Origin of the sequence: Alteromonas sp. AO-Serp, assembly GCF_017849675.1 — a bacterium.
GTDB classification, from domain to species: domain Bacteria; phylum Pseudomonadota; class Gammaproteobacteria; order Enterobacterales; family Alteromonadaceae; genus Alteromonas; species Alteromonas macleodii.
Map to the genome: position 1 here is coordinate 1 of NZ_JAFLMX010000119.1, position 19,749 is coordinate 19,749.

A 19,749-nucleotide genomic window follows, 5' to 3' on the forward strand; every position below is an offset into this window, starting at 1 on the left:
GTTCGCTATCGTGCTTTAGTGGCGCGTTTAGCGGCTAAACCCTTTACAGATTTCGCCTACGCGGCGCCGCTAAGCCGCGCCCCACCGCACGCATAACAACCTCCAAAACACACTGAACATGCATGCTTTCACCATGCACAACACTCGTTTTTTAAAATGGAATTGTTATGAAGCAATCTATCATTGCGCTTGCCGTATTCACTGCGTGCGCGCCCGTACACATTTACGCAAACACCATCGACTTAGCCGATAACACTTCGACAGAAGTGGTCACCGTTATTGGCACACCGCTTTCCCTTAGCACGCAAAATATCGAGCAAGAGTCTGTTAGTGCTACCAGCAATATTGACGCTGACTTTGGCGATCAACTTGCCACATTACCTGGCGTGTCGATATCTCGAAACGGCCCAGTCACCGGGCTTATTCAGTATAGAGGACTTTACGGTGACCGAGTTGGCGTAAGCATTGATGGCGTTGATATTGCTGGAGCAGGACCAAACGCCATGGACTCGCCCCTTTCTCATGTGCTGCCAGAGCCAGGACTGACCGCCACCCTTTACCGGGGGATTGTGCCAGTAAGTGCAGGTGTGCAGACGCTAGGCGGAAAGCTTCGCATTCACTCTAATGCCTCAGCACTTTTTGACTTGAATACAGGCTTTAGCGGTAGCGTAAGTGCCAGCGCAATATCTCCGGGGAGCGGTCAGCAATACCAAGGCAATGTGTTTTATAAGAGTGAGCAGGCTTTTGTTAGCGGCGCCTTCACTCATCAGCAGCGCGACGAACAAGAGTCGGGAGATAACAGCGTTATACCAAACAGCCATTACCAAAGAAATGGCGGTAAGTTCAGGGCGGGCGTCGAGTGGGGCAATCACCAAGTCGATGTGAGTTATCAGCAACTTAATACTAACGAAAGCGGCACGCCTGCTTTAGCCATGGACATTGGTTTTATTGATGCCGCTTGGTATCGACTGGGCTATCGCTATAACGCAAATGATAGGGATTTCTTCACGTTAAGCTGGTTTGGCAACAGCAACCAACATGCCATGGACAACTTCTCACAGCGCATGGTGATGTCTGCCGACATGGCGAGAGAGAATAACGCTGATGCTATTGCTCAAGGTGTAGATGCCACCTATGTAATGCCATTTTATGAAGGTGACCTCAAACTGGGTGCCTATCTGCACCACAGCAGGAATAACTCGACCATCACCAACCCTAATAACGGCATGTTCTTCGTTGATAACTTTACCAACGTAGAAAAAGACACAGCCAGCGTATACGCAGAATGGCAGCGAGATAAAGCATCTTATTCAACAACAATTGGTACCCGGTATACACGTGTTGACATGGATGCCGGGCTAGCCGGTTCTAATATGGTTATGATGAACCCAGCCATTGCTTCACTCGTTGATGATTTCAACGCGGCAGAACGCAGTAAGAGCTATAACATGTTAGATATTGCCGCTAGCACGCGATATCACGCCAGCGACAATGTCGATGTTGTCCTTGGGGTATCGCAGAAAAACCGTGCCCCTACTTACTTCGAGCGCTATACGTGGCTACCTCTTGGTATTTCTGGGGGAATGGCAGACGGATTTAACTATATTGGTAACTTGGCTCTAGACAACGAAACTGCACGCCAGATAGATGTGGGTATTGATTACCGTTTCAAAAGCTGGTCAGTTTCTCCTCGTCTCTTTTATCAAGATATTGAAGACTATATTACTGGTTCTCCCAGCACGAATATGGCTGCCAATATGGTCTCTACCATGATGGCAGGCACAACACCATTTCAGTGGACTAATACAGACGCCGTAATCAAAGGGGCAGATCTGACTGTTTCGGGTAATGTGTTTGATAACGTGAAGCTTAACGCAGTAGCAAGTGTTCAGCACGGTAATCGCGACGATATCGACGATGCGTTGTTTCGTATTGCCCCCGAACAGCTGATCACCACCATTCAATGGGACACACAGCTGCTTGATACGCCAATGGCACTCCAATTAACGTCAGAATTGGTAGGAGCACAAAACCACGTTTCAGCGCTACAAAGTGAAAACACTACCGCTGGATATGGATTGGTGCATATTACGGGGCTTTTCACCCTTATAGATAATGCACAGTCAAACCTTCAGGTAACGGCAACCGTTCATAACCTGTTTGACAAACACTACGCCCCACACACAGCAGGAATTAACCGCGTGATGAATACTGATGTTGCAGTAGGTGAGCGAGTACCCGCTGCGGGGCGAGAGTGGCATTTATCGCTGAGCTACAGGTTCTAACCGTTTAAAACTCAAACTCCAAAGGGCATAAAGATAAACCAGTGATTCTCCTTCGCTGGTTTATCTACTCGTAATGTCTGATACACATGCCGTTTTAAACGCTAGAAATGAAAACTTATGCACTAACGTAAGTATTTTGAAGGTAAAGAGCTGTGTCAGATTACAGCGGGAAATAAGGTTGAGAATGCCTGCCACAAGAGCCGCAGGGCCAACAGTGTCACCACTATCTTGAACGCCAGCATAAATTTTTCAGCGGGGACACGCTTTAATACTCTCAAGCCGATGAATGTGCCGAGCGCACCACTGGCAATCATAATAATGATTAGCCCGGCCCACTGGGCAAAAGAAAACCCTACAAAGGTAAAAACAAACGCTTTAAGGCCGTGTTGCAGTGTCATACAGCTGGCAAACGTGCCGGTAATCTGCATTTTGCTGTAATTATTTCGGTGTACAAATGCCGCCACCAGAGGCCCTGTGGCACCTACAAACATTGAAACCAGCGTGGTTACCACTCCGGCCAATGTTCTACCCGCGGGGTTCATTTCTTGTGCTTTGGGTTTACTCCCCCACACCAGAAATAAAATAAATGCGGCAACCGCAAATTGAATAATAACCAACGGCAGCTGAACCACAACAAACGAGGCCAAAAAAGCGCCAACGATTGCGCCTAAAGAAAAATACTTCAGCATATTCCAGTCGATATGCCTTGCCGTCATCAGTGCACGGTTACCGTTTGAACCAAGCTGTACTAAACCGTGAACCGGGATCAGCGCACTGACTGGCATAGTACCGGCCATTACTGCCAGTAATAAGACCCCGCCACCAATACCCAGCGTTGCTGTCATCATCGACGTAAAGAAGGAGGTAACAACAAGTACTACTGATGATGACATCGACATCGCATCATTGGCCGTTAACCAGCTATAAAGTAACTCCAAGGGTCAAATTCCACCTTAATTCGTAACACAGTTTGTATGGTTTGAGTGATCATTACACCAAAACATATCGTTTAAATATTATACAAAACTCACGCCTAGCGCGTAAGGTTATTTATCATGCCTTCTATTAGTTATTTAAACAAAGCACTTCGAATAATACGTGACAAGCAGTGTACAAAAGGCGCTAAGCTAGTTGCTAGGCAACTTCTCCGCAATAGCGGGTTCACTGATAAAGATATTTATGATTGTTTAAAGCAGGGCTCGATTATTCGCATTACCATATTTGAAGCCTAGGGTAGCGTGAGACCTTACATCTTACACTTACCGCTTGCCCACCCACTCGCATGGGTCTAATTTCTACACCTAAAAACCCATTGACTTTCTTCATTATGCACAGGATACTCGGGTCATTAAATACTCACTAGCAGCGCACTGTTTTTAAATACTATGCCTAAAAACACGAATACACATACTGCTTACTCAGCGTCTGCGCTGATTATTATTCTCGCTATTCTAAGGAATGGGCGGGTTAGCTAGTGCGTAAATAGAATTCACTAAACCCGCCGCAAAGGCGGGTTTTTTATTGGCTCGTCTTGCGGTAAAAATAACGGAACGACAGCCATGAACAATCCAATATCTCACGTGTTACAACAGTTGCATGACGCAGTAAACCGCGGCGATCAAGACGCCTTATCCCAATGTTATGCTAGCGATGCAACAGTGGTCGCGACCCCTATGTCCAGCTCAACGCAAAACCAAGCCGCTGAAGAACATGCCACGCAGCGAGACTGCGTTGATGCCCTGCTTAAATTTCAAAAGAAATTCATGCCCGATCATTTTGTTACAACCGGAGATGAACGGGTTATACAAGCCGGTGACGTAGCGCTAGTCGTCGCGAAGCTTTACCTTGTTCCCAAAACAACACCCAACGCCCTACCCTGCGAGGGTAAGCGCGCCGTTTATGTTCTGCAAAGGGATGCAAGTGGTGAATGGCGCTGTGTCATCGATAACTTCTTCGGTACTGATTTGTTAGATTTTGCGTGATTCTCTCAAATCTAGTCATTTAATTCTAAAAATTAGAATAATTTGATGAATTTTTACGCATTTTAAGTTAATAAAAACGAACATAAGATTTATCTCGAGGTTTACGAAGTACTCACAACAAACTTAATCCAAGAGGAAATCACAATGTTCAATATTAAAAAATCAATGGCAGCACTTGTTACTGGCTTAACCTTTCTTGTTCCTTCTGTGCAAGCGGGAGAGCCAGCCAAGAGCCTTCTGACACCCGACAACCACACGGTCATTCTTATCGACCACCAGCCTCAAATGGCGTTTGCAACACGCTCACATTCAATCGAAGATGTGCGCAACAACGTTACAGGTCTAGCAAAATCTGCAAAGGCATTTAATGTACCCACCATTCTGACAACCGTAGCTGAAAAGTCATTCAGCGGCCCGCTATTCCCGGAATTAAAAGCAGTATTCCCCGACCAAACACCTATTGACCGCACAACGATGAACACCTGGGAAGATAAGCGAGTAACCAACAAGGTTAAGAAATTTAAAAAGAACAAAATTGTTATTGCAGCGCTTTGGACAGAAGTTTGCGGTGTAGGGCCAGTGCTGTCTGCCATTGAAGAAGGCTATGACGTGTATTTTGTAACCGATGCGTCTGGTGGTGTATCTAAAGAAGCTCACGACATGGCGGTTCAGCGTATGATTCAGGCAGGTGCTCAACCCATTACTTGGTTGCAGTACCTTCTAGAACTTCAACGTGATTGGGCTCGCACTGAAAGCTATGTGGACGTGACAAACATCGCAAAAGAACATGCTGGGGGATACGGTTTAGGCCTTATTTACGCAACCGAAATGTTTAACGCCAAAGAAGGCCAGTAGCCTTTGATGCGACAGGTCACCGTGACCTGTCGCACTTGTATCGTTACTGCACGAGGAGTTTAACATGAGAGCTTTGCACCCACTTGTAGCACTATTGACCGCGCTTCAAATCGCAACACTTTCTTTCAGCGTTAGCGCTAATACCGATAGCGCGCAATACGAAAAAGGCCAAACACTTTCACAATACTGTATGGGGTGTCACGGTGAAACAGGCATTGCCAACATTGAAAGTAACCCTAACTTGGCAGGTCAGAACAAACCGTACCTAGTTTATGCACTTAAAGCTTATCGCGACGGCATCAGGAAAGGCGGTATGGCCAGCATCATGCGCCCCAATGCATCAGGGCTTAGCGATGACGATATTGACGCCCTAGCCACTTATTTTGCAGCCCAGTCAGGTAAACAAACCACTAGCCAAAGCAGCAATAACTAGGAGCTATCCCATGAATTTATTATTGTCACGTTTTTCGATTGTTGCTCTATTGTTTGGCGCTAGCCAGGCAATGGCTGCCCCAGATCTGGTCGTTGTAAATGCAAAAATCACAAATTCGAGCGGCCAAACCTATACGGCTCTTAGCGTAGAAAAAGGTAAATTTAGCGCCTTTTCGCAAGATGCCCAACAGCTGCTAGCAGACGCAGATAGTGCCACTCAAGTAATCGATGCAAAAGGACAGCGGCTCATTCCAGGTATTAATGACTCGCATATGCACGTAACGCGTGGAGGACGTTTTTATAATTTAGAAACTCGCTGGGAAGGTATTACAAGCTTGAAAGAAGGCTTAGCCATGCTAGAAGCACAAGCCAAACGCACGCCCAAGGGGCAATGGGTAAGAGTCATTGGAGGTTTCAGCCCTTATCAATTTGAAGAGAAGCGCTTACCTACATCACAAGAGCTTACCGACATCGCGCCAAACACACCGGTATTTGTGCTTCATCTTTACTCAGGTGGTGTGCTCAATAAAAAAGGCCTTGAAGCACTGGGAATAGACAAAGACACCCAAGCGCCAAAGGGAAGCGTGATAGAGCGAGATGCTACCGGAAACCCTACAGGTGTTTTGCTTGCTCAACCCAACCCAATGATTTTGTATAAAACCATTGCAGCGCTGCCTCAGCTAAGCGCAAATGAGCAGTTAAATTCCAGTCGACAGTTTTATCGCAAGCTACTTAGCTTAGGCGTAACTAGCGTAGTAGACGCAGGCGGCGGTGGCCATACCTTTCCTGAAGACTATACAGCCAGTGAAACCCTTGCCAAGCTCGGTGAGTTACCGATACGGGTTTCTAATTACTTGTTCCCGCAAGTTCCCACTAAAGAAATGGTGAGTTTTGCTACATGGATGAGTAAGTATGAAGCAAATCAAAACCAGCATATTCATTTAGACAATGGCTATGTAATTGAAGGCGGTGGCGAGCTACTCACTTATAAAGCGTCAGACTATGAAAACTTTCGTGCGCCACGCCCTGAACTTCCAGGCGAAGCCGAAGATGCGCTGGAAGAAGTGACTAGGCTTTATCTATTGCAGCAGTGGCCGTTTAGGCTCCATGCCACTTATGACCAATCTATAACACGTATTTTAAACGTACTTGAACATATTCACTCAACACAGCCCGTTGATAGCGTGCGCTGGATTATTGACCACGCTGAGACGGTGTCTGATGAAAATCTCTCGCGCATCAAAGCGTTAGGTGGCTCGATTGCGGTACAAGGTCGTATGGCCTTTGCCGGTGAGGATTTCGTTGAGCGATATGGCGCCGAGCAAGCCAAGCGTACGCCCCCTATAAAGCAAATGCTTAGTGCTGGTATCACAGTAGGCTTAGGCACAGACGGTACCCGCGTTTCAAGTTTTAATCCATGGGCAACCTATTACTGGGCAGTGAGCGGAAAAACCGTGGGTGGTTTTGATTTAGGTACAGAACATGTAGACAGACAGCCCTTAAGCTATTTACTCAAGGCAGCGCTGCACTATCTGGAGAAGAAAAGGTTAAGGGTAGATTACAACCTGGCTTTTACGCTGACTTTGCTATTCTTAACCACGATATCTTAACAGTAAGTGAAAAGGCATTGCTAAACACACAAGCACAGTTAACTGTCGTAGACGGCAACGTCGTTTTTGCCGATAGACAGCAGTACCCAGAACTCGCAACACCAATAGAAACAGCCGAGCCCGCGTGGTCACCGGTTAACTTCTCCCAACAACGTTAATTGAGAAAGATCATGGCAAAACGAATTTCATCTCACAAAAAAGATTTAGGTGGTTTCTCAGTAAGTCGCATTATTTCCCACGTTGACGCAAGGAGCATTGGCCCATTTGTTTTTGTTGACCATATGGGACCTGCACATTTCCCAGCAGGCAGCGGCATTAACGTTAGGCCCCACCCGCATATAGGACTGGCCACCATTAGTTATTTAATGGAAGGTAGTATGCTGCATAGGGATAGCTTAGGCACTATTCAGGAAATACAGCCTGGTGACGTAAACTGGATGACAGCGGGTAAAGGCATTGTTCACTCTGAGCGAGAGACCATTGAAACCCGAGGCAGTGACCATGTGCTAAACGGTCTACAGTGCTGGGTTGCATTGCCTGAAGAAAAGGCAGATATGGAGCCCAGCTTTATACACGTTAACAAAGCTAAACTGCCGTATATACATCGTGAAGAAGTACTGATGCGCCTAATTGCAGGGGAAGCGTACGGCTACACGTCACCGGTTAAGACGTACTCACCCATGTTTTATTTAGATGTGATAACAGAAGCAGGAGCGGTTATTGAGCGTCCATGTGGCAATTCTCAAACGGCCTGTTACGTTATTTCCGGAAAAGTAAAACTAGGCGATGCAGTATTCAGCGCAGGCGAATTTGTGCTATTGGACGATGAAAGTGAAATTGAAACCATGGAGAATAGTCGCTACTTCCTTTTAGGTGGAGAGAAAATGGAGAAACAACCCATTTTACGTTGGAACTTTTTGGCGTACTCTCAAGAGAAAATAGAAGACGCTGAGGCTCGTTGGGCAAACGGGTTATTCCCAACTATTCCGGGCGATGACCGCGAGTTTATTCCGCTGCCTAAATAATGCCTTGCTAAGGTTAGCTAAAACTAAAAAGAGCAGGTTTGTAGCCTGCTCTTTCGTTAGTGAAATGCCACTGTGTATTAATGGTCGTGATCGTCGTGCTCGTGTTCTTCAGCAATACCTAGCCAAACTGCACCTGCAGGCTCAAAATCCAGTTCAAGCAAGGTTTCCGAGGTCTCGGCTTCCAAATCAACAGCGAGGATAGCTTGCGCAACAGGGTCAACAACAAACAAGGCTTCTTCGTGTTGCGATGCCGCCATGCTAAATGACTGACCTTCTGCTAGGTTTGCGGCGCTGGCACTGGCCACATCAATTTTGTGCGAAAATTCCCAGTGCGTGTCACCGTCTTCTTCATGCGCTTCTAGCAGTGTTACAAAACCTTTGTCATCTAAAATAACAAAGAATTCACCGCCCATTGAGAAGCCGTATGACACTGCATGAGCGTCAGTCTCTGGCTGCCAGTCAATCACGCTCATTGTGCTAGTTACAGGCGACACATTGGCCAAGATGGCGCTGCCACCGCCGTGCTGTGAAGCAATACCAATAAACGCTTCTGCGTGTTCATGTCCATACATTGTGCCAATGCGCAGATCGCCAAGCCCATCAATGTTGTCAATAAACGCGCTGGTAAATACCTCATCATCTTCGTTGAGAATTAATACGCCGTCGCTACAGCCAAATGCCACAGCGATTTCGTTTTGAGCGGCGCCATGTAAATCAGCACACTCGCCACCAAAGCGTTGCTCTTCTTCGTACTCGCCATCATGCCAGTGATATACCGCAACGCTGTCTGGCAAGATTGGGTTAGCAGAACGAGACTCTGCATCATCACGACGTACAGTACTAATTAGCATGTCTCCACGCGGTTCCGCGACACCGTGCATATTTACGGTAAATTCCAAAGTAGGAACTTCTGTAATTTCACTGGCAATTTGAGTATCAGTTACCACTTTTACCGCTGCCGGCATGCTGGTATCGGCATCTCCGTCGTAAAACACAGCAAGCTGACCGTCATGTGTTACTACGTGAGTCGGTTGACTACCTTCAAGTGTGAAACCAGACAGACTTGGAGCTTCTTCATAGTCGTGCAGATGCTCTACGTGATCTTCTCGCCATAATCCACCATCAAGAAACTCAGTTAATCCGTTTGCTCGGCTGTTGATGACTGCAAAGCGATAGTCTGCGGAGGCGCTTACACTACTTCCATCAAAGGTTGCAGAAAACGTATCAAGTACTGAATTATCATCTAGATCAAAGACAGTGAGCGTATTTGATGCAGCATCGGCAACAACCAATCTGCCTTCACTTTCAATTTCATAATCTGAGCCGTGGTCGCCATCGTGATCATGGTCGTGATCATCCTCTGGCACCTCAATAGGATCCAGCTCTACAATATTGGTTTCTGCATCACCACAGCCTGCAAGCAAAAGTGCGCTGGCTATGGCGCTTAGTACTAGTCTATTTTTCATGTGTGTATCCCTATCAATAATTCTTTTTTATAAGCTGATCTTAGAAATAACCGCGTACGCCGAAAGCAAAGTTTCTACCCGGACGTGGTGCAATATCTTTCAGAAATGAGGTGTGAACGCGCGCTTCTTCGTCGGTTAGGTTTTCACCGCTCAGGTAAACCGATAAATCAATATCTCCCAAAGGAATGTCGTACGTGATTGAAGCATCAACAAGGGTGTAGCCGTCCGTTTCAGTCTCGAACGTCGAGATATCGTCTTGTTTTGCAAAATATGTGATGTCTAAATCTGCGCGAATGTTATCTAACGTATAGGCAACGTGTGAGCCCACTCGCATGGGCGAAGTGCGAGGCAGTGCGCCACCATCTTTAAGGCGGGCTTTAACGTAGTCGGCGAAGAAATCGAGTTTTAGGTTGTCAGTGGTTTGCCAGGCAACTTGTAACTCAAAACCATGAAGGATGGCGTCAGCTGAACCAAACAGGTAAACAGGTAGTTCATCGCTGTGTTCATCATGCCCTTCTTCACCGTGCCCCTCTTCGCCATGATCATGGTCATGACCACTTTCAGCGAATAAGCCGGTTTCTTCTTGGAAGTAGTAGTTATCTACTTGGTTATAAAAAGCATTAAATACAAAGCCAACGTCACCCTGTGTTTTTCTGAACGTTAGGTCGATGTTATTTGCTGTCTCAAGATCGATTGCCGTTTGAGAAAGCACAAACTCGCCTTCCTCTGACAAATCAAACAGGGCGCCAATTTCATAGGTACGGGTGCCAATATGCGGGCCAAAAGAAAGTAGCTCAGAGGCAGAAGGGGCGCGCTCTGAACGGGAAAGTGAAACGCCCACGTTATAGCTTTCATTAATGGTATAAACTACACCCGCTGATAGCGATATAGGTGTAAACTCTTGATCTACCGCGAACTGTCGTACGAACTCGCTGCCTTCATGTTCATGTTCGTCGTGAGCATGCTCATCATGATCATGTTCATCGTCGTGCTCGTGAGCGTCAAGCTCAGGCAACAGCACACTTGATGCGTCTAATGTTACGCTTTCCGCTCGCGCTCCTAGTTGAACCAGAAAATCACCAAAGTGACGCTCTTCCATGAGTGCTACAGCAAACATCTCCATTTCTGAAGGCGGTGTAAAGGCTTCTTCGCCTTGAGCAAATACATCGCTCCCTTTGTAATGAAGGCTGATACCACCGCGCCAGCCAGCCATGGGTTTATGCAATAACTCTACGCGAAGTTCTTCGGTTTCATTACTAAAAGTGGTACCTACTAAACCGCCCTCAACTTCAGCATGTTCATAATCGGTATAGCCCGCTCTAAAGTGAACACTTTGCAAAAAGTCATTAGTAAAGTTGTACTCACCTAAAAGCTGATACTTAGTTTGCTCAAGATCAGCGAATACCGAAGTATCTCCGCCGTGACTGTGCCCAGGCACGCCATACTCTCGCTCAAACCGCTCTACCGCTACGCCAACATAGCCTTGGTCGAATAAGTAGCTGGTCCCTAACGTAAACCCACTCGATTCTTCGTTACTGTTTTCAACCACATGGGCGCCATCCGGGTCATCAATGTCAGGGGCAACAGGTGTTTCATAATCATTTGAATCGCGATAAAAACCGTCAGCATAGAAGGCCATGTTGTCCACGCCAGTAGTCACGTTAAACGTTCCAAGTTTCTGGTCGTTAACGGTTTGCGTTTCTAATACAAATTCACCGCGCGTTTCAGTGGACGTGGGCACACGTTGGTCAACTACGTTCACCACACCGCCTATCGCACCGCTTCCGAAGAACAGGGTTGCTGGCCCACGCAGCACTTCAATTTGTTTAGCGGTTGAGGCTTCACTTGCTACTGCGTGGTCGGGGCCAACACGGGAAACGTCGCTCACATCCAAGCCATTTTGAGTAATCAGTACCCGTGGTCCGCTAAGGCCACGAATAATTGGCGTGCTCGCAACATTGCCATGGAAGTTAGACTGTACGCCGGGTAATTTTTCTAGCGTATCGCCCAGCGTGGCCGCTTGTTGCCGACGTAAGGTTTCGCCAGATAACACGCTCACTGGTGTGGCCGATTCCATCACCGATAAATGCATAGGCGTGGCGTGCACGTCAATCACTTCGATAGCACTGCGCGCCAAGACAAAGTTAGCGCCTTCTGCGTTGTCAGATTGAACTTGCGCATGCTCATGTAAGTGAGCGAAGCCAGAGGCGAATATGTGAAGCGTATAGTCGCCTTCCTTTACGTTAGAGAAAGTAAACTCGCCCAGCTCGTTAGTGCTGGTAACGCGCTTTAGCGCCTCAATTTCAACAGTGGCATTGGCGAGCGGCTTTCCGGCTGCATTAGTTACCGTGCCAGAAAGTGTTTGTGCCAGCGCTGACGGAGATGCTAATAGCAACGCAGGCGCTGAAAGCGATAAGCCTAACGCCAATCGAGACAGTTTCATTATTCTAACCTCTGAATTTGTGTAATGTGATAATGTATCATATTTATTTTTATGGTATGTTATATTGTAACGTTTACGCAAGAGGTAAAAATGAAAACTATTTCTATTACGTGGAAGAATTCACAAAAAGCGCTACGCGCCTCTTCAACTTTTCTTAAGGTAGGTACTTTTGTCGGATTGAATTTGGCTGGGATTGGTATCAACGCTGTTCATGCTGCGCCTCATACTCACGGCGAAGGCAAACTACAAATCCTACAAGCGGGAAGTGAGTGGCAGTTTGTGCTGCAGCTGCCTGCTGCTGATGTTCTGGGGTTTGAATACGCGCCATCCACGGCTAGCGAGAAAAAACGTTATAAAGAAACGCAAAAGGTTTTTCAGCGCTTTGACGATATTTTTACCCTGAGCAATACGTGTGAATTACTCGATACCACACTTGAAAGCCCATGGGAGGTAGCTAACGAGCATGACGAGCATGACGAGCATGACGAGCATGAAAGTGAACACGAAGGCCATGCCCATCGCAACACGCATTCTGATTTTCGTGTCGCATATTTGCTTAGTTGCCAAGGCCCCATAAAACGTATTGAGATGTCAGGGTTTCCCCATTGGCCAAGCCTGCAGCACGTTAATGCAATTTGGGTAACCAACAAAGGACAAGGCGCACTAGAGATAACTCCAAGTCAGCCAACCTTACTGATAAGCAGCTAGTTAGATTTTTTACTCTCTCAGGCGCAAGCTTCACCCATTATAGCTGCGCCATAGCAATTTTCGGACATACTATGAATTCGATATATCAAGGAAGCAGCGCAATGCCAAAAGTGCAGTTTATTTCAGACAAGCTCGCTATGCTCCTTTCATCCCTTTGCGTAATACATTGTTTATTAACGCCTATTTTATTAGTTTCCATACCTGCATTGGCAGGTGTGTCAATTCTCAATGATGAAACCTTCCATCAAATATTGCTGTTCTTTGTGTTGCCCATCGGTGTTTTTGCGCTCTCACTAGGCTACCTACATCACAAAAATAAGTGGGTAGTATTTGCTGGCGTTTTTGGCCTAACACTTTTAAGTAGTCCACTGCTCGTTGAGTGGATAGGCTTAGGACACGAAGTGCTTGGTGAATATGGTGAAGTGATAATCACAGTAATCGCGTCGTTTATTATCGTTGGTGCGCACCTGATTAACTATAGGCTTAGGTCGACCGTGCAAGTGCCTATTTGCGAAGAGCGCGAGACCACCCAATCACAACCCTATTAGTTTCATCATAACCTCAAAAGCGGGTAATTCTTATCGAGCGACGCTCGCAATATTATTGATGTAAGCCGTTTTTGAGGTCTCATTCTGAGGTTATTTTGTCTAGTTTTAATCATTCCGACACGGTACTTCCCGATGTCACTACAGAGCATTCCACTGCGCAACTTCCTGTTATTGATAGTGTAGGCATGCAGGGCATTGCTATCCCTCTGCACGTGCTAGGTAAACGCGGTGAGCGCTTAGCCAGCCAAGCAAAAGTCGATGTAACAGTAAGTTTAGATCATCCCAATGCTAAAGGCATTCACATGTCTCGATTGTACAGCTTGCTGCAGCGATATTTGAGCAACCAAGACTTACATAAGTCGGCACTTGTGTCGTTAATGAACGCGCTTATCGAGTCTCAAGATGGACTGAGCAACAGCGCCCAGCTTAATCTACACTTTGACCTCACCGTGTCTCGTCCGGCGCTCATAAGTAGGATGTCAGGATATCAATCGTACCCAGCTTCACTTTGCGTAAGGCGTTCACCTGAACGTTATGAGGCACAGCTTAAGTTAAGAGTACCGTACTCTAGTACTTGTCCTTGCTCGGCCTCCCTCTCTCGCAAGGCGTTATCAGAAGTGTTTGTGCAGCAATTCGAAGGAAAAGGTTTATCCGTAGAAGAAATGGGCGCTTGGCTCGCTTCTAAACAAGCCAGCATCGCCACGGCGCATGCACAGCGATCCTTTGCCGATATAACCCTAGATTTGAGCGACAACGAGATCCCCGATTTTATTGGTATTATTGACCTGATAGAAAACGCGTTAGGCACACCGCTTCAAACCGCAGTTAAGCGTGAAGATGAACAGGCGTTTGCCAAGCGTAATGCTGAAAACCTAATGTTTGTAGAAGATTCGGTAAGGCGACTGCATGAAGCGTTAAGTACGTATTACCAAGCTACCTATTTTCGTGTAAAAGTAGAACATCAAGAAAGTCTGCATGCACACGACGCCATTGCTGAATTATCAGGCCCTGTTCATCGATAAATTCAGACATAATTTGGGTGTTGAAACCGGTAGGCAGAAGAAACAATAAAAGGAAAATAACATTGTTATCTCTTAACAAGCTCTCTTACATCAGCAAAGCAGCGTGCATAGGCGCTGCAGTATCAGCTATTGCGGCGTGCTCGTCTGCGCCCTCAACCCCGCTTGCTGGTGTAAAATCACACACTCTGTCAAATGCTGTGATATACCAAACCAGCAGCAAAGAGTACCCTGTTCTTTCAAGTTTTGTGTATGGCCAAGCTATTTCAGCGCTACCTACGCGTTTTGCTAATGGCGATGTTGTGGTGATGGATGTTGATGAAACCGTGCTAGACAATAGCACCTATCAAAAAAAACGGGAAAGTGCTGGCTTGGGATATTCTTCACAAAGCTGGGCCGAATGGGTAAAACGTGAAGAAGCCACACTTGTGCCTGGTGTAGCCGCTTTCATCGATGAAGTTGTTGCACGAAATGGCAAGGTGGCGCTTATTACAAATCGCAATAAAGCGCTTGATAGTCACACCTGGAATAACCTTTTGGCGCAAGGTTTGCCGCTTACCACGAGTAATACCTGTGTTGTTGGCCGCACGGCTGAAGACAAAGAAGCGGTAGGCCAAGAAGGTATGGTTAATGACAAAGACTTGCGCAGAATGCAGCTTACCCAGGGCAAGATCGCATGTTCGAATACGTCTAAAGACGCGACGTCTACGTGGGCTGTGCCTCACACTATTATCATGCAAATTGGCGACAACATTGAAGATGTGGGCGGCGTAACCCAAGAATCTGCCAACGTTGAGTTGCTCATGCCACGAGTGGGCACAGAGATTTTTATTCTGCCAAACCCCATGTATGGTTCTTGGTAGACTATTGATAAAGTAAAATCAACGAATGTCGCTTTCTATATGGAAAGCGCCGTTCGTTAGATTAGCGTTGTCATCGTTAATGCCATTTCCCAGCCCTGAATAGGGCTTTATTTCTACCACATCCAGTAAGTAAGCGGATGTGCCCTGAGGGTCTTCATACAACCCGGTAGAAAACTCACCCGAGAACGTATACGCCTGCTGGATGTCTATTCCTCTAATGCCGCCTTGCTCGTGGGTATTATTCAACGAAACAAACACAATTTGATTCGGTGGCGGGGGTGGGTAATGAATACACGCGCCGAAATAAGGCACAATGAAGAACGCCGTTATTTCTCGCTGTGCATTGGCCTCTACAGGCACAATAAACCCGCTGAGTTCGACGTACTTGCCGTTAAATGTATCAACCGTATTCACTGAGATAAGCGCTTGCTGGTATTCATCGTCAAACGTGCGTTGAATAGACTGAAATACCTGTTCATGAAGGGGTAAATTCTGCTGAGGATTTTGAGTCGTTCGGGTCTTGCCCAACAGCGCCTTTTCGGCGTCAGGTAACAGCGCGTCCCACGATAAGGGTTGGAACTGTTGAACGGTAGTTAACCTGTGGCTGTCTTGATAAATCGCCGTGTTATTCTCGAAAAAGCGCTCAATTACGCTATCAAGCTTACCCCTCAGGCCGAGCCCCACCAGCGCGCCCAATGCAATCAAAGCAATAAGAGAAGCCAGTAAAACGTACGTGGCGCGCTTCATACATTATCCTAGCTTTTAACTTGCTAAAATTTTGACTTTGCGGGTGTAAGTTACCGGCACATTCTTTTTAAGCGCATAGACTTTTAGAACAAGTTCGTGCGTGCCTTCTTCTTGTGCCTGAAAGTTAATGGCTTGTTCGCCCTTTGTAGACGGCAGAGAAAAGCGCTGCGGTGAAAGTAGCGTTACGCCATCACTTGCCATCATATCTACGCTAACTTCTTTATAGTTCGAAGGAATGGTAAATCGCAGCGGAACGGTTGACGCCTCAAGCTTAGCCACTTCTCGCTTTCTGTCGATATTGAGCGAAATGAGCGGCTCCTTAGCTGCCGCTAAGTGCTGTTGCATCATGGGGTGCTGAAAGCCAAACTGCATGTTTCCCATACCTGCGTGTAGTTCACACGCAGTACTATGAAATGCTATAAGACTTGATAAAACGGTAGCTGCAACGACTGTTTTTTTCATATCAGTTACTCCTCGTAAAGCGCGAAGCTGTCTAGCACTAACGAATAAGCAGATGTACCTAGTGCGCTTTCGTGGTTGTCTATTTTTACCGTGCCTTCAAACCAATAAGGGTCGTACAAGTTCTCAACTGCAATGCCTTCTTTGTATTCAACATACAAAATTTGATTTGGCGGCGGTGGTGGCATGTGTAAGCAAGCCCCAAAATAAGGAACGACGAAAAAAGCCGTCGCTTTTTGCTCATCGTTTTGTTCTAAAGGCACAATAAATCCAGGGATGCGGATAGCCTTCCCGTCAAACGCCTCTATCACTCGCGTCGACACTAACGCTTGTTGGTATCGCTGTGCTTGTTCATCTTCTAGCTGCTTTGAAGCAAAGTCATCGACAGAGTCGGCGGCAGAGCCATCGGCAATATCGTTTAAAAACTCAGGCCTGTTTAAAAGCGCGCTCAAATCGTCCTCGGGCATAAGAGCTACCCAGTCAATTTCCTCGTAATTGGCGGCTTGGGTTGGGTTTAACGTGCTAAATAAAACCAATAGTGCCGCAATTAAACCGAATTTAACGCTAGAAAGCGTGACAGAAAATTTCACAAAGATGACCTAACATACTATTTAACAATCATGTTATAACATATCACAACGTAGTGAATTGCGATAAACGTTTATCTTTGCAAAATGTTACTTAGCGCCAATTACTCAATAGAAAATGCTTTGCTAGCGCATTTGTGAAGCATCAGTTAATTACGCTAGCTCCCGTTCACTTTTAAGCCCAAGCACGTGTTTAAAAAATAGCGTTGCTGGGCAAAAGCCAGTGAAGCTCTGTTGGAACAAGTTTGCGCCAATAAACACGGTAAACCACATAAAGTTTGCATGAACAAACTGGGTTAGTAATACAGACAACAACACCATGAGCCCTGCGAAGGCGGTTAATGCTTTTTCCTGAGACATAGCGTAATCCTTAAATATTGGAAGAGATTAAAAATAAAATCGATAGGCAATAAACGCATTACTTGCGTCTTCAAACTGCCCCCAAAACGTATAGTTATCCTTACCTGAAAAGACATTCACCCCCGCTCGCACTTGCCACTTGTCGGTGGGCGAATAAGCCACTGTAGTCTTTAGGTATCCGTCGCTATCGCTGGGTGAATAAAACAGAAAAGTATTTAACGTCAGTGTTTGACGAAGTGCTAACCACGTTAAACGGGTCGTCACCCAATGGCGGTATTTTTCTTGAACTCGCTCAGAAGACGAGACTGTTCTATCTAGGCCATCCGCATCGTGTAAGTACTCGGTGTACCACTGGAAACCACCGGTAAGATTTGCGGCAATTTCTTGGCTATAGCCTAGTAAGAAACGACTTTGATCATTCGCTATTTGCCCGTCAGTTCCATCTATGTCTTCAAGGCTGTTGTAGAAAACGTATTCCGCATTTGCTATCCCCCGCCCCAGAGGCGTAACAACACTTGCGCCATAGGCATTCATTTTACTGTAGCGCGGTCTTCCAAGAGAATCTGTCGCGGTGGGCTGCCTTGTATAACCGGTGTAACCATAGCCTGCGATCTCTACCCCTTTAACGGATTTATACAGCCTTAAGGCAAGCTCACTTCCTCGTGGGCGATTTTCACGTTCAACAGAAAACGAAGGGGCAATGTTTTCATCCAATTGCGGGCTGTAAAAAGAAAACACTTCGCCTGTAATACCAATATCAGGCTCAAATTCAGGTGTGACGACTAAATCTACATTGGCAAAATCCGTGTAGCCCGACACCTTTAATGCATTACTCGGCGCTTTAAGGTATTCGTCTTCTCTTCCTGCAAAGAACGACTGATAATCTTTAGGGAAGAGATCATTTAAAAACAAGTAATCCCCTGTTCCCCAGGTCAGCACTTGCTTACCGACTTTTATATCGAATGCGTTTGCCCAGTCCCCTGCGCCGACTAAAGCGCTGGGAAGAATACTGCTTAAGCTACCTTGCCATGCCAGTTCGCGAAGTTGTGATTCCCACGACGATGTAACGCCGTCATACCAAACGTCTGCTTTACTGGAAATTGAGGAACTGTCTAATGCATAATCTGCGCGAAGTTGAACTCTGGCGTCGCGCAATGTGCTGTTATTTAACACAGATGGCGCGTTAGCAGCTTGAAAACTCTCGTTCATTTGTGAATTCTGACTGCCAAACGCGGTAGCCATGTCACGGGAAAAACGGTTTCCTACGGCGAGCTCGGCGAAACCAGAAATACGAAGCTTACTTTTGCTGTCAGTGCCCCATTCGTCATCCCACTCATCGCTCCAATCGTCACCTGATTCGACATTATCCTCCTCAGGCCACACGCTGTCCCACTCGTCGTTTACGTTAGCTTTCCGCTCTTTTACTCCGCTTTTCAACGGGTCTTCCTGATTCTGGGTCTCAACACCCATTGTCTGGGCGTTTAATGGAAGACTTACTACAGCCGTGAGCGCAAAGGTGAGAATAATCGGCGCGAGTAAAGCGTGCGCCCTCCATTGCTTTTTAACCCGCTCAGAAAGACCATAGGCTTGGCTAGGCAGCGTTATCCATATGGATGGAGCTAGTAATTTAGGCAAGCGCACCGTGCTAAATTCCTTTTTCAAAATAGTGTTATTTAATATAGCGTTGCGGTGGCACACGTAGGCTACGCTCACTAAATATGCTATCTGGAAGACCTATGTCGTATTCAATCCCTCTGAATTCCATAAGGGTATAGCCACCTGATGCAAGGTCCGTCACTTTACTTCTCACCACAGTAGGATTGCCCTGTATAGTCTCAATAGTTACAGCTTCAACACGACGGTAGTTATTGTCACCCTTATAAAAGTTAATTAAGGTGGGCAAGTAAGTGTCTTTGTCTATCTCTACCACATAGTTGCTGAACTCTACGAGCGCTCTGTCCTTAGGCGTCGCTTTTAAGCGATAATGAGTTTGGGTGTGTTCAAGCAGCTCAAAACTGTCTTGCGCCGTTGCGCGGCCGGAAACATCTTCATAGAAGAAATGAGAACCAACAAACGATGTACGTTTATCGCCTGCGGCGATTCGCTTTACTAAATCTAAAGCCGGCAAATATAACCAACGGTCGTCATCAGAATTAAGCGCCGCATGCTTTTCGACGCGAAATACCGTACCTTCAACTTCAGTAGGACGGCTAAAGAAAACCAGCATTCGTTGATCGCCGGTGTCGGCGCCTGCCTCATTCAGCACATCTTTGCGCAGAATAGTAAACTGACGCATTTGCTTTCGACCTTGCTCATCTACAATCAGCATTCTCGCCATTGAACGCCCGTCATTGCCTGCG

At 46.5% G+C, this 19,749-nt stretch carries 19 protein-coding genes and 1 pseudogene; 11 read left to right on the forward strand and 9 right to left on the reverse strand.

What is annotated here, in order from left to right; all coding sequences use genetic code 11:
- Positions 1 to 167 precede the first annotated feature (167 nt).
- Complete coding sequence (locus QVA83_RS08995; RefSeq protein WP_287498367.1) at positions 168 to 2,285, forward strand: TonB-dependent receptor plug domain-containing protein; 2,118 nt, start codon at positions 168 to 170, stop codon at positions 2,283 to 2,285.
- Positions 2,286 to 2,440: 155 nt separating this feature from the next.
- Here the strand turns inward: QVA83_RS08995 and QVA83_RS09000 are convergent, their stop codons facing one another.
- Positions 2,441 to 3,223: a sulfite exporter TauE/SafE family protein gene (locus QVA83_RS09000; protein WP_287498368.1), complete on the reverse strand. Its 783-nt coding sequence runs from the start codon at positions 3,221 to 3,223 to the stop codon at positions 2,441 to 2,443.
- Positions 3,224 to 3,844: 621 nt separating this feature from the next.
- Here QVA83_RS09000 and QVA83_RS09005 point away from each other — a divergent pair.
- The 6 genes and pseudogenes from QVA83_RS09005 (at position 3,845) to QVA83_RS09035 (ending at position 8,189) form a co-directional block, all read left to right on the forward strand.
- On the forward strand, positions 3,845 to 4,267 hold the full coding sequence (locus tag QVA83_RS09005; RefSeq protein WP_039229165.1) for a YybH family protein: 423 nt from the start codon (positions 3,845 to 3,847) through the stop codon (positions 4,265 to 4,267).
- A 144-nt stretch (positions 4,268 to 4,411) separates the two neighbouring features.
- Positions 4,412 to 5,122 (forward strand): hydrolase, encoded by a 711-nt coding sequence (locus QVA83_RS09010; RefSeq protein ID WP_156078974.1) that lies wholly within the window; start codon positions 4,412 to 4,414, stop codon positions 5,120 to 5,122.
- 64 nt (positions 5,123 to 5,186) lie between these two features.
- On the forward strand, positions 5,187 to 5,555 hold the full coding sequence (locus tag QVA83_RS09015) for a c-type cytochrome (protein ID WP_014951160.1): 369 nt from the start codon (positions 5,187 to 5,189) through the stop codon (positions 5,553 to 5,555).
- A 271-nt stretch (positions 5,556 to 5,826) separates the two neighbouring features.
- Entirely contained in the window at positions 5,827 to 7,164 is a 1,338-nt protein-coding gene (locus QVA83_RS09020; RefSeq protein ID WP_502711459.1) for an amidohydrolase family protein, read from the forward strand.
- A pseudogene (locus tag QVA83_RS22490) lies at positions 7,101 to 7,322 on the forward strand (amidohydrolase family protein); the annotation flags it as partial. The gene QVA83_RS09020 and the pseudogene QVA83_RS22490, both read left to right, overlap by 64 nt.
- 12 nt (positions 7,323 to 7,334) lie before the next feature.
- Entirely contained in the window at positions 7,335 to 8,189 is an 855-nt protein-coding gene (locus QVA83_RS09035) for a pirin family protein (RefSeq protein ID WP_156078975.1), read from the forward strand.
- A 77-nt stretch (positions 8,190 to 8,266) separates the two neighbouring features.
- Here the strand turns inward: QVA83_RS09035 and QVA83_RS09040 are convergent, their stop codons facing one another.
- Together QVA83_RS09040 and QVA83_RS09045 are read right to left on the reverse strand one after the other, a co-directional pair.
- Positions 8,267 to 9,655 (reverse strand): 5-methyltetrahydrofolate--homocysteine methyltransferase, encoded by a 1,389-nt coding sequence (locus tag QVA83_RS09040; protein WP_069945149.1) that lies wholly within the window; start codon positions 9,653 to 9,655, stop codon positions 8,267 to 8,269.
- 40 nt (positions 9,656 to 9,695) lie between these two features.
- A complete protein-coding gene (locus QVA83_RS09045; protein WP_231513122.1) occupies positions 9,696 to 12,098 on the reverse strand; it encodes a TonB-dependent receptor in 2,403 nt (800 codons plus the stop codon).
- A gap of 90 nt (positions 12,099 to 12,188) precedes the next feature.
- Between QVA83_RS09045 and QVA83_RS09050 the strand changes: the two genes are divergently transcribed.
- The 4 genes from QVA83_RS09050 (at position 12,189) to QVA83_RS09065 (ending at position 15,236) form a co-directional block, all read left to right on the forward strand.
- A complete protein-coding gene (locus QVA83_RS09050; RefSeq protein WP_278711736.1) occupies positions 12,189 to 12,806 on the forward strand; it encodes a ZrgA family zinc uptake protein in 618 nt (205 codons plus the stop codon).
- 71 nt (positions 12,807 to 12,877) lie between these two features.
- Complete coding sequence (locus tag QVA83_RS09055) at positions 12,878 to 13,354, forward strand: MerC domain-containing protein (RefSeq protein ID WP_231513124.1); 477 nt, start codon at positions 12,878 to 12,880, stop codon at positions 13,352 to 13,354.
- Between the two features lie 95 nt (positions 13,355 to 13,449).
- On the forward strand, positions 13,450 to 14,376 hold the full coding sequence (folE2, locus tag QVA83_RS09060) for a GTP cyclohydrolase FolE2 (RefSeq protein ID WP_014951166.1): 927 nt from the start codon (positions 13,450 to 13,452) through the stop codon (positions 14,374 to 14,376).
- A gap of 62 nt (positions 14,377 to 14,438) precedes the next feature.
- Complete coding sequence (locus tag QVA83_RS09065; RefSeq protein ID WP_069945152.1) at positions 14,439 to 15,236, forward strand: HAD family acid phosphatase; 798 nt, start codon at positions 14,439 to 14,441, stop codon at positions 15,234 to 15,236.
- Between the two features lie 18 nt (positions 15,237 to 15,254).
- Here the strand turns inward: QVA83_RS09065 and QVA83_RS09070 are convergent, their stop codons facing one another.
- The 6 genes from QVA83_RS09070 to QVA83_RS09095 form a co-directional block, all read right to left on the reverse strand.
- Complete coding sequence (locus tag QVA83_RS09070) at positions 15,255 to 15,983, reverse strand: DUF3299 domain-containing protein (protein WP_069945153.1); 729 nt, start codon at positions 15,981 to 15,983, stop codon at positions 15,255 to 15,257.
- A 15-nt stretch (positions 15,984 to 15,998) separates the two neighbouring features.
- Positions 15,999 to 16,445 (reverse strand): hypothetical protein, encoded by a 447-nt coding sequence (locus tag QVA83_RS09075; protein WP_069945154.1) that lies wholly within the window; start codon positions 16,443 to 16,445, stop codon positions 15,999 to 16,001.
- A 5-nt stretch (positions 16,446 to 16,450) separates the two neighbouring features.
- Positions 16,451 to 17,032, reverse strand: coding sequence for a DUF3299 domain-containing protein (locus QVA83_RS09080; protein ID WP_014951170.1), 582 nt, complete (start codon positions 17,030 to 17,032; stop codon positions 16,451 to 16,453).
- 150 nt (positions 17,033 to 17,182) lie between these two features.
- A complete protein-coding gene (locus QVA83_RS09085) occupies positions 17,183 to 17,389 on the reverse strand; it encodes a YgaP family membrane protein (RefSeq protein WP_014977706.1) in 207 nt (68 codons plus the stop codon).
- Positions 17,390 to 17,416: 27 nt separating this feature from the next.
- Positions 17,417 to 19,030, reverse strand: coding sequence for a hypothetical protein (locus QVA83_RS09090; protein ID WP_287498369.1), 1,614 nt, complete (start codon positions 19,028 to 19,030; stop codon positions 17,417 to 17,419).
- 28 nt (positions 19,031 to 19,058) lie between these two features.
- On the reverse strand, positions 19,059 to 19,749 hold a 691-nt coding region (locus QVA83_RS09095), incomplete at its 5' end, for an outer membrane lipoprotein-sorting protein (protein WP_287498370.1).